The sequence below is a fragment of the Paractinoplanes globisporus DSM 43857 genome (assembly GCF_000379645.1).
In the GTDB taxonomy this organism is placed as follows: Bacteria; Actinomycetota; Actinomycetes; order Mycobacteriales; family Micromonosporaceae; genus Actinoplanes; species Actinoplanes globisporus.
This window is the reverse complement of record NZ_KB903333.1, coordinates 41,684-58,290: the sequence shown is the minus strand read 5'-3', so window position 1 is coordinate 58,290 and position 16,607 is coordinate 41,684. Positions and strand designations below refer to the sequence as shown.

12 protein-coding genes are annotated in these 16,607 nt (G+C 73.6%); 6 read left to right on the top strand and 6 right to left on the bottom strand.

Going from position 1 to position 16,607, the window contains the following annotated elements; translation table 11 throughout:
• The first annotated feature begins 12 nt into the window (after nucleotides 1-12).
• The 4 genes from A3CQ_RS0140740 to A3CQ_RS0140725 are packed head-to-tail and all read left to right on the top strand — an operon-like array spanning nucleotide 13 to nucleotide 3,978.
• Nucleotides 13-1,011, top strand: a complete 999-nt coding sequence (locus A3CQ_RS0140740) for an AAA family ATPase (protein ID WP_020516735.1) — start codon at nucleotides 13-15, stop codon at nucleotides 1,009-1,011.
• Nucleotides 1,012-1,013: 2 nt separating this feature from the next.
• Nucleotides 1,014-1,901 (top strand): DUF58 domain-containing protein, encoded by an 888-nt coding sequence (locus A3CQ_RS0140735; protein WP_020516734.1) that lies wholly within the window; start codon nucleotides 1,014-1,016, stop codon nucleotides 1,899-1,901.
• Nucleotides 1,898-2,872: a VWA domain-containing protein gene (locus A3CQ_RS0140730; protein WP_020516733.1), complete on the top strand. Its 975-nt coding sequence runs from the start codon at nucleotides 1,898-1,900 to the stop codon at nucleotides 2,870-2,872. The genes A3CQ_RS0140735 and A3CQ_RS0140730 overlap by 4 nt, the downstream gene beginning before the upstream one ends.
• Nucleotides 2,872-3,978 carry a VWA domain-containing protein gene (locus A3CQ_RS0140725; RefSeq protein ID WP_020516732.1) on the top strand — a complete coding sequence of 369 codons (1,107 nt, stop codon included), beginning with the start codon at nucleotides 2,872-2,874 and terminating at the stop codon, nucleotides 3,976-3,978. Before A3CQ_RS0140730 ends, A3CQ_RS0140725 begins: the two co-directional genes overlap by 1 nt.
• On the opposite strand, the gene A3CQ_RS0140720 is transcribed toward A3CQ_RS0140725, so the two are convergent.
• The 5 genes from A3CQ_RS0140720 to A3CQ_RS58205 all read right to left on the bottom strand — a co-directional run bounded on the left by A3CQ_RS0140720 (nucleotide 3,933) and on the right by A3CQ_RS58205 (nucleotide 9,954).
• Nucleotides 3,933-5,366, bottom strand: a complete 1,434-nt coding sequence (locus A3CQ_RS0140720) for a UbiD family decarboxylase (RefSeq protein WP_020516731.1) — start codon at nucleotides 5,364-5,366, stop codon at nucleotides 3,933-3,935. The two genes, A3CQ_RS0140725 and A3CQ_RS0140720, sit on opposite strands and share 46 nt — an antisense overlap.
• A gap of 18 nt (nucleotides 5,367-5,384) precedes the next feature.
• The gene (locus A3CQ_RS0140715) at nucleotides 5,385-6,629 is read right to left on the bottom strand and encodes a putative acyl-CoA thioester hydrolase (RefSeq protein ID WP_026206763.1); all 1,245 of its coding nucleotides are present in this window, start codon (nucleotides 6,627-6,629) and stop codon (nucleotides 5,385-5,387) included.
• Between the two features lie 89 nt (nucleotides 6,630-6,718).
• Nucleotides 6,719-7,717, bottom strand: coding sequence for a glycoside hydrolase family 18 protein (locus A3CQ_RS0140710; protein WP_020516729.1), 999 nt, complete (start codon nucleotides 7,715-7,717; stop codon nucleotides 6,719-6,721).
• A gap of 75 nt (nucleotides 7,718-7,792) precedes the next feature.
• On the bottom strand, nucleotides 7,793-9,139 hold the full coding sequence (locus A3CQ_RS0140705; RefSeq protein ID WP_020516728.1) for an aminotransferase class V-fold PLP-dependent enzyme: 1,347 nt from the start codon (nucleotides 9,137-9,139) through the stop codon (nucleotides 7,793-7,795).
• A complete protein-coding gene (locus A3CQ_RS58205; protein ID WP_084699442.1) occupies nucleotides 9,136-9,954 on the bottom strand; it encodes a class I SAM-dependent methyltransferase in 819 nt (272 codons plus the stop codon). The genes A3CQ_RS0140705 and A3CQ_RS58205 overlap by 4 nt, the downstream gene beginning before the upstream one ends.
• Nucleotides 9,955-10,044: 90 nt before the next feature.
• Here A3CQ_RS58205 and A3CQ_RS0140695 point away from each other — a divergent pair, with 90 nt between their 5' ends.
• Nucleotides 10,045-12,807 (top strand): ATP-binding protein, encoded by a 2,763-nt coding sequence (locus A3CQ_RS0140695; RefSeq protein ID WP_026206762.1) that lies wholly within the window; start codon nucleotides 10,045-10,047, stop codon nucleotides 12,805-12,807.
• Here the strand turns inward: A3CQ_RS0140695 and A3CQ_RS0140690 are convergent.
• Nucleotides 12,775-15,432, bottom strand: coding sequence for an exo-rhamnogalacturonan lyase family protein (locus A3CQ_RS0140690; RefSeq protein WP_020516725.1), 2,658 nt, complete (start codon nucleotides 15,430-15,432; stop codon nucleotides 12,775-12,777). The two genes, A3CQ_RS0140695 and A3CQ_RS0140690, sit on opposite strands and share 33 nt — an antisense overlap.
• A 172-nt stretch (nucleotides 15,433-15,604) precedes the next feature.
• On the opposite strand from A3CQ_RS0140690, the gene A3CQ_RS0140685 reads away from it, so the two are divergent.
• Complete coding sequence (locus tag A3CQ_RS0140685) at nucleotides 15,605-16,453, top strand: ricin-type beta-trefoil lectin domain protein (RefSeq protein WP_020516724.1); 849 nt, start codon at nucleotides 15,605-15,607, stop codon at nucleotides 16,451-16,453.
• The last annotated feature ends 154 nt before the right edge of the window (nucleotides 16,454-16,607 follow it).

Here is a 16,607-nt window from a genome sequence, read left to right as displayed (position 1 = left end):
CGGACTGAAGGCATGAACTGGAGCGACACGACGGCACCGCCCGCCTCGGCCGGCCCGATCGAGAAGGTGCTCTACGAGGTCAAGAAGACCATCGTGGGCCAGGACGCCTTGCTCGAGAAGCTGGTCGTGGCGCTGCTGGCCCGCGGCCACATCCTGGTCGAGGGCGTGCCCGGCCTGGCCAAGACGCTGGCCATCAAGTCGCTCGCGCAGGCCGTCGGCGGCCAGTTCCACCGGGTGCAGTTCACGCCCGACCTGGTGCCGGCCGACATCGTCGGCACCCGCGTCTACCATCAGCCGACCGGCGAGTTCCAGGTGCAGCTCGGCCCGGTCTTCACCAACCTCCTGCTCGCCGACGAGATCAACCGAGCGCCGGCCAAGGTGCAGAGCGCGCTGCTCGAGGTGATGCAGGAACGGCAGGTCACGATCGGCCGCGAGACCCACCCGGTGCCCAACCCGTTCCTGGTCATGGCCACCGAGAACCCGATCGAGAACGAGGGCGTCTATCCGCTGCCGGAGGCGCAGGTCGACCGCTTCATGATGAAGGTGGTGGTCGGCTACCCGAGCGTCACCGAGGAGTTCGTCGTCGTCGAGCGGGCGCTGACGCCCCCCGCCGTCATCCAGCGCATCATCGACCCGGAGATCCTGGTGGGGCTTCAACAGGCATCCGATCAGGTGTACGTCGACCCGTCGCTGATCGAGTTCGCCGTGCAGCTCGCCCACGCCACCCGGCAACCGTCCCGGGTCGGCCTCACCGACCTGGCCCGCTACGTCACCTTCGGGGCGAGCCCACGCTCGTCGATCAGCCTGGTGCTGGCCGCCCGCGCGCTGGCCTACATCCGCGGCCGCGAGTACGTCGTGCCCGAGGACCTCAACGACCTGGCCCTGGACGTGCTGCGGCACCGGCTCGTGCTCTCCTACGAGGCGCTCTCCGACGAGGTGACGCCCGACCTGATCCTCTCCAAGATCCTGGCGAACCTGCCGATGCCGGAGCCGGCGGGCCGGGGACGGTAGCGATGACGACCGCACCGGAACGGCTGCTGCGGCGCCTCGAGTGGCGGCTCGGGCGCCGCCTCGACGGGCGGCTGCAGGGCGCCTATCGCACGGTGTGGCACGGCGCCGGGATCGACTTCACCGACCTGCGGGTCTACCTGCCCGAGGACGACGTCCGGCACATCGACTGGAACGTGACGGCCCGGGTCGACGAGCCGTACGTCCGGCTCTACACCGAGGACCGGGAGATGACCTGCTGGCTGGTCATCGACCGCTCGGCCTCGATGCGGTTCGGGCGGGAGGCCGGCAAGGAGTCGGTGGCGGCCGAGCTCGCGATCAGCCTGGGCCGGCTCGTGTCGCAGGGCGGCAACCGGGTCGGCGCGATCCTCTTCGACAACGACGCGCAGCAGGTGATCCCGCCGCGTACGGGCCGCGATCAGATCCTGCGGATCGCTCGTGACCTGCTCCGGCCGGCGGCGAAGTCGCGCAGCTCCAACACCACCGATTTGTCAGGAATGTTCCGCCTGGCCGCCGCCACCACGGTCCGGCGCCGCAGCCTGATCTTCGTGATGTCCGACTTCATCGGCGACCCCGGCTGGGAACGGGAGCTGGCCCGGCTCACCCACCGGCACGAGGTCGTGGTGATCCGGATCGTCGATCCGGCCGAGCTCGACCTGCCCGACCTCGGCCTGGTCCTGGTCGAGGACGCGGAGACCGGCGAGCAACTGCTGGTCGACACGAGCGACCCGCTGCTGCGGGGCCGGCTGGCCACCCAGGTCGACGCACGAGAGGACGCGGTCGCCGCGGCGATGCGCACGGCCGGCGTCGGCGCGTACCGGATCACCACCGACCAGGACCTGCTGGCCGCGCTGGTCACGATGGTCCAGCAGTCCGGGCGGGGGCGCCGGTGAACTTCGACCATCCGCTCCTGCTCGGGGTCGCCGTCCTGGTCACGGCGGCCGCGATCGCGGCGTACGTCGCGGTGCAGAAGCGGCGCACCGCCGCCATGACCGCGGCGGGCTTCGCCCCGGTCCGGTCACGCCGGGCGTCGCTTCGGCGCCACATGCCGTACGCCCTGCTGCTCGCGGCCCTGCCGGTGCTCATCGCCGGGCTGGCCCGCCCGCAGGCCGAGCTCGCCGTGCCCCGGGTCGCCGGGACCGTGCTGCTCGCCTTCGACGTCTCCAACAGCATGAAGGCCACCGACGTGGCGCCGTCCCGGCTGGCCGCCGCGCAGGCGGCCGCCGCCTCGTTCGTCGACGACCAGCCCGACTCGGTCGACGTGGGCGTGGTCGTCTTCGGCGAGCAGGCCCTGGTCACCCAGCAGCCGACCGACGACCACGGCGCCGCGATCGCCGCGATCAACCGGGCCGCGGCCAGCGGCGGCACCTCTCTCGGGCAGGCCATCCTGGTCGCGCTGGGCACGATCACCGGCAAGCCGGTCGCGCTGCCCGCCGACGGTGCCGCGCCCGACACGCGGGCGCTCGGCTACTGGCCGTCCGCGACGATCGTGGTCTTCTCCGACGGGCAGGACACCGGCGGCCCGGACGCCGAGGCGGCCTCCGAGCTCGCGGCCGCCGCCGGGGTACGCATACAGACCGTCGGCGTCGGCACCGCGAAGGGCGGCACCGTCGAGGTGGACGGCTACCAGCTGGCCACGGCGCTGGACGAGCAGCTGCTCACCGAGATCGCGCAGGTCACCGGTGGCGCGTACCACCAGGCCGGCGACGCCACGCAGCTGGCCGACACGACCCGGTCGATCGACCTGCGGCTGACCACGAAAAAGGAGCCGGTCGAGCTGACCGCGCCGTTCGCGGGCGCCGCGCTGCTGCTGCTCGCGCTCGGCGCGTTCCTGGGCACCCGCTGGCAGGGGAGGTTCGTCTGATGTCGCTCAGCTGGCCGTGGGCGTTGCTCGCCCTGCTCGTCGTGCCGCTGCTCCTGCTTGCCCGGTGGTGGATGAACCGGCGGCGCAAGCGCACGGCGCTGACCGTTTCGAGCGTGGCCCTGATCCGGGCCGCGCTGCCCGGCCGCAGCTCATGGAAGCGGCGGATCCCGGTCTGGTTGTTCCTGGCCGGGCTGCTCGCGCTCGGCGCCGGCGTCACCCGGCCGCAGGCCACCGTGCAGGTGCCCACCAACAACACCTCGATCCTGCTGGCCATCGACGTCTCCGGCTCGATGTGCAGCACCGACGTCCCGCCCAACCGGCTGACCGTGGCGAGCGAGGCGGCCCGCAAGTTCATCAAGGCGCAGAAGGACGGCACGAAGATCGGGCTGGTCGCGTTCTCCGGGATAGCCGGCCTGCTCGTGCCGCCGACCACCGACAAGGACGCGCTGATCGACGCGATCAACGGGCTGAAGACGGCCCGCGGCACCGCGATCGGCCAGGCGATCCTCACCTCGATCGACGCGATCGCCGAGCACAACCCGAACGTCGCGAAGACCGGCGTGGACCTCGGCGACGCCGCGCCCGGCACCCTCGGCCAGTACCAGCCGGACACGATCGTGGTGCTCACCGACGGCTCCAACACCACCGGCGTCGACCCGGTCACCGCCGCGCAGCAGGCCGCGGCCCGCCGGGTGCGTATCTTCACGATCGGCTTCGGCACCACCGAGCCGGCCCCGATGGTGTGCACGGCCGACCAGGTCGGCCCCGACCAGTTCGGGATGGGCCGGGGCGGCTTCCCGGGCGGCTTCGGCGGGCGCGCCGGCGGCCGCGGCACCCAGGAGATCGACGAGGACGCGCTGACGCAGGTCGCCGACACCACCGGCGGCCGCTACTTCCAGGCCGAGGACGCCGACCAGCTGGCCGGCGTGCTCAACGACCTGCCGCGGGAGATCGGCCTGCACAAGCAGAAGATGGAGATCACGGTCTGGTTCGTGCTGGCCGGCGTGCTGCTCGCGTTCGCCGGTGTGTTCCTCTCGCTGTGGTGGAACCGCGGGCCGGCTCAGCCGAGAACCTCACCCCAGCGGGCGCGCACCTCGGCCAGGTAGGCCGGGTCGCTCTCGGCGACGCGGGGGAACGAGCGCAGCCGCTCCCAGGGGCGGCAGGCGTCGATGACCGCGCGGCTGTTGTACGGCGTCGCGCCCTCCGGGAGCATCGGGTCGAGCCGGCTGCCCCGGGTGCGGCGCTGGATCTCGATGTCCTCGGCCGGGTCGGTACGCGTCGACACCGCCCAGATCAGCTGGTCGAGGTCGGCCGGGTCGATGTCGTCGTCGACCACCACGACGTACCGGTTCATGTAGGCCGCGGCCGGCAGCTGGGCGGCCAGGTGGCCGACCTGGCGGGCGTGCCCGGCGTACCGCTGCTCGATCGCGACGCCCACGAACAGGCGGCCGCCGCCGGCCTCGTGCGCCCAGGCCTTCCGGATGCCGGGCACGCCGGTGGCGACCAGCTCGTCGTGGATCATCGCGGACTTCATGACCGTGCGCATGTACGAGTAGTCGTGCGGCGGGCGGCCGGGCGGGGCGCCGAGCAGGATCGGGTCGTCCCGGTGGTAGAGGCGGGTGATCTCCATGGCCAGGTCGGGGCGGCGGCTGCCCGAGTAGTAGCCGGTCCACTCGCCGAACGGGCCCTCCTCCAGCAGCCGGCCGGGGCGCAGCCAGCCCTCGATCGCGAGCTCGCTGCCGGCCGGGATGGGCAGGCCGGTGTCGGGGGCGATGACGACCGGGACGCGCTCGCCGGCGACCGCTCCCGCGTACTCCAGCTCGGAGACGCCCAGCGGAACCTCGGTGCCGCCCAGCGCGAGCAGCAGCGGGTCGTGTCCGAAGGAGATGGTGACCGGCGCCCGGCCGTGCCGCGCGAACCAGGCGTCGATGTGCTGGGCGCCGTGCTTGCCGGGAACCGCCGCGATCGTGACCGATCGGCCCTCGTCCTGCACCTCCATCCGGTAGCAGCCGCCGTTGTGCACGCCGGTTTCCGGGTCGCTGGTGACCACGAGACAGCCGGTGCCGATGAACCGGCCGCCGTCGTGCTCGTGCCAGCGCGGCACCGGGAACTCCAGCAGGTTGATCTCGCCGGCCACCTGGTTGGCGAGCAGCGGCGCGTCGGTCACCGGCAGCACCGGGAAGTCGCGCGCGGCGGCGGCCCAGGCCGACGGCTTGCCGCGCAGAGCCTCGACCAGGGACTCGTCGGTGTGCTTGTCGCCGAGCCGCAGGGTGAGCCCGAGCCGGCGGGCCGAGCCGGTGCTGCCGGTCAGCACCCGGCCGCTCGGATAGCCCTCGATCTCGGAGAACAGCAGCGCCTTCGGCTGCGGTGAGCGATAGCTGAGCTCGGCGATCGCACCGAGCTCGAGATTCCAGTGTGCGCCGCGCACCTCGCGCAGCTCGCCGAGCGCCTCGACCTCGGCGAGGAACGTGCGCAGGCTCAAGAGCGGCTCCATGCGGCAACCATATTCGTCTCAACCGATGCGATGTGCCCGCCCCCCGTTCGCGTACTCGTAGAGGCGGTTGTAGTTGATGTCGTTGAGGTCGCGGCCGTCGTCGATGCGAGCGGCGAACGGCCGGGCTGTCGTGGCGGCCGGCGCCCACGGCGTGACGGCGTTGAAGCCGGCGCCGATCAGGCTGTCGCGGATCACGAGCTGGCCGTTCGGCGTGATGCCGGGGAGGTAGCCGGTGGCGCTCGCACCCTGGTCCCAGGCGCGGCCGAGGAAGCCGGTGGGCGCGGCCGCGTAGCCGTCGTCGGCGGTGATCAGGCAGTGCGTGACCAGGAAGCCGTACGGATAGTTCGGGGCGGTATTGGGCGCGAAGATGACGCCGCCGGAGGCCTTGCGCGACGAGACCAGGTGGAAGTGGGTGGCGGTGAAGACGGCGGCGGCCCGGCCGAAGACGAAGTCGGTATCGCCCTCGATGTAGCTGTCGCGCACGGAGACCCGGGCGATACGCGCGACGTCGTCCGCGTTGGCGAGGAACGTGTCCTGCCGAGAGATCAGCCGCATGCCCTCGAGCTGGGTGCGGTCGGCGTCGGTGCGCAGGGCGAGCGCCTGGTGCGTGCCGCGGTCGACGGTGTCGAGCAGGGTGTTGGTGATGGTCAGGCCCTTGAGCTGCAGGTCGGTGCTCTGCGCCCAGACCACGGTGGCGCACAGGCCGGCGGTGGCGCTGGTCTTGGTGGCGCAGGACTGGAACATCGGCCAGGCCGGGTCGCCCTCGGCGTAGCGGCCGTCGGCGTTGACCAGGGCGGCCCAGGCGGCGGGCGTGACGGTGGCGTCGACGGTGAACTCGAGCCGGACGTCGGCGGGGCGGCCGAGGCCGTACAGGGTCAGCGGCGGCGAGCCGGCCGGGATGAAGACGGTGCCCGGGTAGACGCCGGGGAGGATACCGATGAAGCGGCGCTCGGTGCCGCCGGCGCGGTAGGCCGCGTTCACCGCCTCCTGCACGGTGGCGAAGCCGTGGCCGCCGACGAGCAGGTCGGGGCGGCGCGGGGTGACGATCGGGGCGGGGTGCCAGGGGTCGGCGACCGGCGCCTCGTATTCGCCCGAAAAGCCGAAGTAGGTGCGGGGAACGAAGGGCGCGGCCTCCGCCCGGGAGAGGATCGGCCGGGTCACCGTGCCCGGGGCCGATGTGGACTCATCGGCGTGGGCCGGGGTCGCCACCGCGAGCACGAGAGTGGTCGCCGCCAGCGCCGTCACCAACCGCGCGATATTCATCGTCGTCTCCTCGGGAATGCGCTTACCTCAGGGGTTTTCGGCTATCCTACGATCGATTCGCGTCAATAGCGGTACCTCCGCGACCCGTTCTAGGCGAAGGTCTTGAACAACGCGGTGAAGGCGTAGGCGGACTGCCCGATCCCGCTGCACGTGGGGCTGACCGAGCCGTCGGCGCAGTCTCCGTTGTCGCGGTTGACCGACCAGAACCGCACGAAACCGAGCCCCCTGGCCTCGGCCCAGCTCAGCAGCGTCTTGGCGTTCGCGAGGGTGGTGACCGGCCCGGTGTCGTTGACTCCGATCATCGGGGTGACGCCGAGCATCGCGTACACCTCGGCGTCGCTCCGATCGGACCAGAGGCGCGCCACATCGTCCTTGACCGCCTCGGTGGCCGTGGTCATCGCCGTGCCCCAGTCGCCGGTGGCGGTGAAGTTCATCGTCATCGCGTTCACGGTGACGTCGAGGCCGGCGTTCTTGGCGCTGGTCAGCAGCGCGATCGCGGCGTCGGTGAGCCCGGCCTCGGTGCCGTCGACCGGCAGGGTCAGGGTGATCGCGGTCCGCCGGGCCTTCTGCACGGTGGCCAGGGCGGCGGTGACCGTCGCCGGGTCGACGGTCTGCTCGATGTCCACGTCGAGATAGTTGCTCCCCACAACATCCAGGACTTTCCCGTACGCAGAGGCCAGCTCCGACGCCGAGCAAGCGGTCTCCAGGTACGGCCCGGTCTCCCCGCCGGTCGCGACGATCGCCTTCCCGCCGGCCGCCTTGATCTTCGCGATCGCGGCCTTGATCGTGCCGTCGTCGATCGCCGTCGACCCGCCCCACGTCGGCGTGCAGCCCCCGGACGAGGACGCCACGACGAAGCCCACGGTGAACGACGCCTGCCCGGTCTTCGCGGAGATATCGGAAATATCGGACGAGCCGCTCACGATGTCGAGGTAGGGCGCGACCGCGGGCGCGGCGCTCGCGGTGCCCGACGACCCGGACGTATCCGAGGAGCCACAGGCCGCGACGGCCATCAGCACCGCGGGCACCAGCAAGGCGGCCGGCACGCGGGCGCGCTTCCGCCGCCACCCCGGCCGCGGCAAGTCCATCCCGGAAGCCTGTCCGCTCCGCGCCGCGCCCGCCCGGCCGCCGCCGGATAAACACGGAAAGTCACAATTGCCCGATCACCCGCGCAACCTCGCCAGGTCGCTGATCGCCGAGTAGCCGCCGGCGATCTCGCGGACCGCCTCGACCGCCCGGTCGACGTCCTCGACCGTGTTGTAGAGGGCGAAGCTCAGGCGGCAGCTGGCCGGCGGGTCGAGGCCGAGCGCCTGGTGGGCCAGCGTCGCGCAGTGGCAGCCGGCGCGCGCCTCGACGCCTCGGCGGTCGAGCGCCTCGGCCACCGCGAACGGGCTCAGCCCCTCGATGTTGAACGCCACCAACGGCGTGCGGCGCTCCGGGCCGTACGTCACGAGGTGGGAATTTGATCGGAGCCCGGCCATGCACCGGGCCGTGAGATCCGCGGTGTGCCGGCCGATCCGGGCCATCACCTCCTCGACCGCGACGCGTGGCAGCGGCCCGGCGCCGCCGAAGAACGAGGTGGGCAGGACCAGATCGACGAGCAGGCGCAGGGCCTGGGCCGAGACGATCGTGCCGAGGATGTTCGGGGTGCCCGCCGTGAACTTCCACGGCAGGTCGTTCCAGGCGACCGACTCCGCCGTCACCCGGCCCTCGGCGATCATGTCGCCGCCGTAGAGGAACGGCATCGCGTGGTCGAGCAGGTGCTCCTTGGCGTAGAGGACACCGACGCCGAACGGCGCCAGCATCTTGTGGAACGAGAACGCCAGGTAGTCGACGTCGAGCGCCCGCACGTCGAGCGCGCTGGTCGGCGCCAGCTGGGCGGCGTCCACCAGCAGCAACGCCCGCCGCTCGCCGGTCGGCTGGGGGTAGCCACCGGCGTCGGCGATCTCGCGCACCTTCGCGAGGTCGGGCTTGCTGCCGAAGAAGTTCGACGCGCCGGTGCAGCAGACCAGCTTGGTCCGCTCGTCCACCAGGGACGCCAGGTGGTCGAGGTCGAGCCGGCCGTCCGCGTCGAAGCGGGCCAGCCGCAACTCGACCCGGCGGCCGAGGCGCGGCAGGATCTCCCGGCACAGCCCGTGCCACGGCACGTAGTTGGAGTTGTGCTCGAGCAGCGTGCTGACCACGTTGTCGCCGTCGCGGAACTCGGTGAGCAGCGAGTACATGACCGCGTTTATCGCCTCGGTCGTGTTGCGGAACATCGTGACGCTGCGCCGGCTCGGCGCGTTCAGCCAGGCCGCGATCGTGTCGTAGGACGCCTCGAACATCGCGGTGGTGCGCCGAGAGGCCGCCGACTGGCCCCGGTGGACATTCTCGTACCAGGGGGCCAGCCGGCGGAACAACTCGACCAGCTCGCGGGGTGGCTGGGTGCTGGCCGCGTTGTTGGTGACCACCCGCCCGGCGGCGGGGAAGTCGAAGTGCGAGCGGATCCGCGGGACGTCCAGGCCGTTCATTTCCGCTTCCAGGCGCCCATCATCAGCGGCCAGGTCATCGGGCGGTCCGGGTGCCGGGTCGCGTCCGCCTCCAGGTCGGCCAGCGCCGCCTCCACCTGGGCGGCCGTCGCGACGCCGCGGGCGAGGGTGGCCGGGAGCAGGCTGCGGACCACGCTCGACACCATGTGCCGGCCGGTGCCGTACGGCTCGAGCCGGCCGGCCACGTCCGTGCCGTCGGGCTCGCCCACCCCGGCCTGCGCGAACAGGGTCGGCAGGGTCGCGCCGGCCCGCACGTCGCAGCCCATCGCGCCGAACGTGTCGAAGATCAGGCGACCGGCCTCGTCGAGCGCCGCCGACGGCGGGAGCACGCCGACCGTCTCCAGGTCGTAGTCCTGCACCAGCAGGTGACCGCCCGGCGCGACCGCCTGCCACAGGCGGCGCAGCACGGCGACCCGCTCCGGCAGGTGGAACAGCAGCAGGCGGGCGAAGACCAGGTCGTACGGCCCGCCGGGCACCGACTCGTACGCGGTGAGGTCGTGCGCGATCACCCGGCACTGCCGGTGGCCGGCCGCGTGCAGCATGTGCTCGGTGTCGGCGGCCAGCGCCGCGTCGACGTCGATGCCGGTGACCCGGGCGGCCGGGCCGACCCGCAGCGCCATCAGCCGCATCGTCTCGCCCGGGCCGCACCCGGCGTCGAGACATCGGGCGCCCGCGGCGAGCCCGATCCGGTCCAGCAGGCGGCCGGTTGCGGCCTCCCAGACGCGGGCCTGTGCCCGCAGCCGTTCGTATTCCTCCGGCGCCCGCCGGAGCGAGTATTCGGGTGTGGTGGTCGTCATGCTCACGATGCTCGGCCGAATCGACGCTTGGTGAATCGTGGATCCGACCACGAGGTTTCGTGGCGGGCCCGGCGGGCCTACCGTCAGACCATGCCTCGCGTGCTGCTCCAGCGCGACGCCGAGATGGCCACCCTCGACTCCCGGCTCGGCGACGTGCGCGCCGGCACCGGCCGGCTGATCCTCGTCGAGGGCCCGGCCGGCATCGGCAAGTCCAGCCTGATCGCCGCGGCCGCCCGGGCCGCGGCCGCCTCCGGCGTGCGCGTGCTACGGGCGTGGGGCGGCCCGCTCGAGCACGACGCCGGCTGGGGCATCGCCCGGCAGCTGTTCGCTCCGCTGCGCGGCGGCACGGAATGGGAGACGCTCGCCGTCGGGGCCGCGGCCCTGTCCCGCCGCGCGCTGGACGCCGACGGCGCCGAGCCGGCCCTCGACGGCGAGGCCATGCACGCCGCCGCACACGGCCTGGTCTGGCTCGCCTGCGGGCTGGCCGAGCGCGGCCCGGCCCTGCTCGTGGTCGACGACGTGCACTGGGCCGACGCGCCCTCGCTGCGCTGGCTGCTGCAGCTCGTGCGGCAGATCGCCGACCTGCCGCTGGGCATCCTCTGCGCGGTGCGCTCGGGCGAGCCGCCGTCCGAGCCCGCGCTCGTGGCCGACCTGCTCGCGGCCACCGACGAGCCGCCGGTGCGGCCGGGCCCGCTCGGCCCGGCGGCGGTGGAGGCGGTCGTCGACGAGCGTCTGCCCGGCGCCGCGCCCGGGTTCGCGCAGTCCTGCCACGCCGCCACGGCCGGAAACCCGTTCCTGCTCGGCGCGCTGCTGAGCCACCTGCGGTCCGAGCGCGTCGACCCGACCGCCGAGGTCGCGGCCCGGCTCAGCTCGTTCGGGCCCGAGCAGGTCGCCCGGGCCATCGAGCGGCAGCTGTCCCGCCTGCCGGCCGGGGCCGAGGCGCTGGCCCGGGCGTTCGCCGTGCTCGGCCGGGGCGCGCCGCTGCGGCACGCGGCCGAGCTGGCCGGCATCGAGACCCGGGAGGCCGCGAAGATCGCCGACCGGCTGCGCTCGGCGGGCCTGCTCAACTACCGCGAGCTGGTGCACCCGCTGGTGGCCGGTGCGCTCTATCAGGGGCTGCCGGCCGATGAGCGGGCGCAGTGGCACGGCCGGGCCGCGGCCATCCTCACCCGCGAGCGGGCCGACCCGGAGGCGGTCGCCCTCCACCTGCTGCACAGCGAGCCGGCCCGGGACGCGGAGACCGTGCGGACCCTGCGCTCGGCCGCCGACGGCGCCACCCGGCGCGGGGCCCCGGAAAGCGCCGCGGCCTTCCTGCGGCGGGCCCTCGCCGAGCCGCCGCCCGACCGGGCCGACGAGGCCGATGTGCGTTGCCGGCTCGGTCTCGTGCTCGCCGCCCAGGTCGGGCCGGGCGCGCTCGGCCTGCTCGACTCGGCCGTCGAGATGGCCGCCGATCCGCGGCAGCGCGCCCGTCTCGCGCTGGCGAGCGCCCGCGCGCTCGGCCTGGCCGGTTACTTCGAGGATGCCGTACGCCTATGCCGGCTCGGGCTGTCGCAGCCGGAGGGAGCCGACCCCGAGGTGCTGTCCCGGCTCGAGGCCGAGATGATCGGCGACCTGTGCATCCGGGCCGGCGGCGCGGCCGAGGCGCACGAGCTGGTGCGGCGCGCGGCGCCGTCGGAGATGCCGGTGTGGCGGGTCTGCGAGGCGTGGGAGGCGCTCTGCGACGCGCGGCCGGCCGACGAGCCCCGCGCCTGGCTGGCCACTCCCCTGCCGCCGGAGGACTACGACTCGATCCTGGCCACGTTCGCGAAGTTCTCGCTGATCGTCTACGGCGACATCGACGAGGCCCGCGACCGGTGCACCGCGCTCATCGACCTGGCCCGGCCGCGCGGGTGGCGGATAGCGCTCGCGCACGGCAGCTTCCTGCGGTCCATGGCCCACCTGGCCGCGGGCCGGATCCGCGACGCCGAGGCCGACGCGCGGCTCGCGTACGACTTCAAGCGGGCCAACAGCCCGCCCGCGGCCCTGCTCTGGTCGATCTTCCCGCTGGTCGAGGCGCTCATCGAGCTGGACGAGCCGGCCGAGGCCGACGCGGTGCTGACGGCCACCGGCGAGCCGTCGGAGGGCTGGATCGCCACCGGGCTCTTGCTCGAGCGCCGCGCCCGGCTGCGGCTGGCCCAGCACCGGCCGGCCGACGCGCACGCCGACCTGACCGCCGCGGCCGGCACCTGGAAGGAGCTGGACGTCACCCATCCGGGGCTGGCGACCTGGCGGGTCGACGACTGCCGGGCGCTGGTCGCGCTGGGCGACGCCCGGGCGGCCCGGCTGCTCGCCGAGGAGCACCTCGTGCTGGCCGACCGGCTCGGGCTGCCCGGGCCGCGCGGTGCGGGGCTGCGGGCGCTGGCCGGGACGCTGGAGCACGACGCGGCGGCCGAGGTCCTGCGGGAGGCGGTTTCCGTGCTCGCTCCCTCGCCGTGCCGGCTGGAGTACGTGCGGGTGCTGGCCGCACTGGGCGCCACGCTGCGCCGGGCCAACCACCGGGCCGCCGCTCGCGAGCCGCTGACCAAGGCCCTGGGGCTGGCCGAGCAGGGTGGCATGCGGCTGCTCGCCCGGCGGTGCCGGGAGGAACTGCGGGCCACCGGGGCGCGGCCGCGGTCGGACTCCCTGGCCCTGACGCCGGCCGAGCACCGGGTGGCGACGATGGCCGCGAGCGGGCTGAGCAATCGGGAGATCGCCCAGCAGCTGTACGTCACGCGGCGCACCGTCGAGACCCACCTCACGCACGTCTTCCAGAAGCTGGGCTGCGACACGCGGTCCGGACTGTCAGGGTGCCTCGCCGGGGGCGATGGCCAGTAGCGAGATGATCGCCAGGCCGCGCTGGGCGAAGTCGTTCGTCGCGAAGTCGGCGGTCGTGGGGATCTCCTGTACGGGGTTCGCGACCACCTCGCCGCCGATCGTGACCGGGGCCGGCCAGGGCTTGCCGGCCGGGTCGTTGAGGAACGCGGTCCAGCCACGCCGGCGGATCGCCGGGTCGCCCAGCTGTTCCCCGGCCCACGCGGTCACTCGTGAGTAGATCGTGGGGAAGACGCCCGGGTTGAAATCGAAGCCGTAGTGGGCGATCTTCTCGGCACTCGGCGCCTGCACATATCGGGCGAATTCCAGGAATACCGCTTTGAAGGCCGGGACGTCGACGAGGTCGAGCGCCTCCCAGAGGATCTGCTCGCCGGCGAAGGCCATCGCCAGGTTGTAGCCGCCGGTGTAGTCGCCCTTGGTGAGGTTGGTGAGGTGGCCGGTCGCGGGGTCGAAGCCGACCGCGCCGCCCGCCTCGCCGGTGAACAGCCCGGCGGGAAATGCCGCGATGTCGGTCATGCCGGTGACGATGCGGTCGCGCCAGCGGGTGTCGCCGGTGCGCTCCCACTCGGCCAGCCAGTTGCTGACCAGCGCGTACCAGTCGGGACCGATGCGCAGGCGGGTCGGCGCGAGCGTCTGCGGCGGCAGCACCTCGCGCAGCGGCTCGACGGTGAGCAGTGTCTTGTCGGCCCGCAGCGACGTGCGGATCAGCTCGCCGAGCAGCTCGTCCGCGGTCAGGTAGTAGGCGAAGCGCCTGGTGAACGACTCGCCGATCCGCGCCTCCTTCGCGCCGTCGCCCCAGTGCGAGACGTTGTGCCGGGAGCCGAGCCCGGCGAACCGTCCGGTGTGGTGCGTGTCGACCTCGCTGACGTGCCGTGTCATCCGCCGGGCAAGCCGGAAATGCGCGGGGAGGCCCGAGCGCAGGAACGCGTACCAGAGCAGCGCGTCGGTGCCGAGCTCGGCGTTGTCCCAGGCGTAGCCGCCGACGTCGTACCGCCACTCGTGCCGGTCCAGGTCGTAGGTGTGCATGACGTCGCCGTAGTTCCAGAAGCCGTACCACTGCCGCTGCTCGGCCTGGCCGGCGTAGAAGGCGATCTCGTTGTCCAGCGCCGCCTCGAGCGTGGCCCGGGCCGAGGTGCTGTGGTCGGGCAGGCTCCAGCGGCCGAAGACGCCGGCCGCGTGGTACCACTCGGGGGCCGCGACCAGCTGCGGGGTTGCGGTGAGAGCGGCCTCCAGCGCCGCGATGCGGCTTCGAGCGGGCGTACGGTCCAACGCCCACAGCACCATTTCGGTGGAGCCGACGATCCCCTCGGGGGTGCTGAACCCCTCCTGCACGTCCTCGTAGCTGAGGTCCAGCCCGTGCGCGGTCGTGTCGTAGTGCCGCAGGTCCATCGCCGGGGCGTACGGCGACCACGACCAGAGCGTCACCTCGGCGGTGGCCCCGGCCGCGCCGCGGATGTCGAGCGCCCGCGGGAAACGCTGCCAGAAGTCGGTGAGGCCGAAGCCGAGCCCGCCCGAGACACCGCCGCAGTAACCGAAGCCGCTCGCCCGCGCTCCCCGGCCGGCGTGCCGCAGCCAGCTCCCGGCGGCCGAGGTGCGCTTGGCCACGGTGAAGTGGTCGGCCGACTCCTGGGTGAGCCGGAAGTCGTTCCACTCGGCGAGCTGCTGGTAACCGGCGCTGACCTGGGGGTTCCACTCGGCGACCGGCGGCGTCGCGGTGCCGTTGACCTGGGCGGCGTTGACCGCGGCGCCCGGGTCGCGGCGCAGGCCGGTGAGCACCCGCACCGGCTCGCCCCACACGCCGCCGCCGACCACGCCGAAACGCACGTGCCGGTCGTACGTGGAGTCGGCCATCGGCACGTCGAAGCGCAGGCCGAGCCCGCGGACGAAGTCACGGGCCGGGTCGGCGTCCCAGGTGAAGCTGTGCACGAGCCGGATCGCCTCGCCGCCGGTCAGGTAGACGCGCAGGGTCCAGGGCAGAATCCGGCGGTTGCCCCGGCGGTAGGAGCCGGTGAGCCGCACGACGGCGCGGACCGGGCCGTCCTGCTCGACCGTGGCCTGCTCGACGGTGGCGCGGTAGGCGGAGCGGACCGGGGCGCCGGCGTCGTCGTCGGGACGGTCCTGCAGGTCGAGCACGAGGCGGCCGGTGGTCGCGGTGGTGCGGCCTTCCCGGCGGATCTCGCGGATCGGCACGTCGCCGCGGGAGGCCAGGCGCACCTCGACCGTGCCGTTCGACAGCACCAGGTCGCCGTGTTCCCGCCGTACGGCGACCGGGTTTTCGGGGTTGGCGGGCGTGCCCGGCGCCAGCCGGTAGCCGACCGATTCCGATCCGGCCGCGATGGCGTGCCCGGTCCATTTGAGGGTGCCGTCCGGCCAGTACGCGAGCGGCCAGGACTGCACCGGCACGGCCGCGCCGTCGGCTGTCTCCAGCGCGAGCTTGGTGCCCCGGGCGAGACGGCCGCGCGGCCACGGCACGCCCCAGGCGCAGCCGGCGGTCTCGCGCGGCGGCCCGTCGAGCCAGTGCAGCTCGGCCGTCGGCGACTCGTCCGCCGCGAGGTCGAGGGCGGGCAGTGGCGCAGCGGCGGCCAGGGCGCCGGTGAGCAGGGTGCGGCGGGTCAGCGGTGGAGTCATGTGGCTACCGGTACGCGCCCGCGGTGATCCATGTCAATCGATGCATGGTGATCGCTCTTCATCCTGAGGAAAGCGCTTACCTCACGATCCGGACACGCGCTTTGATCCCTTCGAGCGAATTTCGCGTATGGTCACCTACCTGTCCTTACCGCCCCTCCACCCCAGGCGAGAGATGAGCGACCTCCACGACGACGGCACCGGCCGGCCCGACCCCGTCCTGGTCAGGCCCTATGTCGGCCCCGTCCCCGAGAAGCCCGCGCGCGACCCCGCCGACGCCCCGACGGTGATCCAGCCCGCGATCGTCGACGACGAGCCGACACCGCCGCCTACGCCCACCAAACGACCCCGGCGGGCTCTCGGCGTGCCGCTGCGGCTGCTGATCCTGGCCGGCGGTGTCGCCCTGGCGCTGGCGGTCGCAGGCTGGCTGATCTTCACGCCCGAGAAGGACACCACCCAGCCCGGAGCAGCCCTCCCCCATTTCACGACCGCCCTGCCGGCCGACCCCACGGCCGCCTCGGCCCGTGCGTCCGCCTCGCACAGCGCGTCGGTGTCGCCGTCGGTCTCCGCCAGCTCATCCGGCTCGGCGATCGCTTCGGCGCCCTCGTCGCCGGCCCCGTCGCTGACCTCGGCCGGGTCGACGCTCGCCCCGCCGCCCGGTTCCGCCCGCACCGGCAAGGTGACCGCCGCGAGCGGCCGCTGCCTCGCGATGGGCGGCCTGCTCGGCCTCGACGGCAGCCCGGTCATGGTGGCCACCTGCGCCAACCTGTCGGCCCAGTCGTTCACCCTGGCCACGGATGGCACCCTGCGGGTGTCGGGACGCTGCGCCGCGGTGACCGGCGACTCCACCGTCCATGTAGCCACCTGCGGCGACGCGGCCGCGGCCCAGTGGCGAGCCGGCCCGGCGAACTCCCTGGTCAACCCGTCCAGCGGCGCGTGCCTCACCGACCCGGGGCAGGCCGGCGCCACCACCCGCGTCAGTTCCTGCACCGGCGGGGCCAGCCAGTCCTGGTCCCTCCCCTGACACTCCGGCCACCCTGCCCCTCCGGCCGACCCCGGCCGATCCGGCCCTCCGGGCCACCCGACCCCTCCGGCCCACGCCGACCCCTCCGGCCCACGCCAACCCGTCAGGCCCACGCCGACCCCTCCGGCCCACGCCAACCCGTCCGGCCCACGCC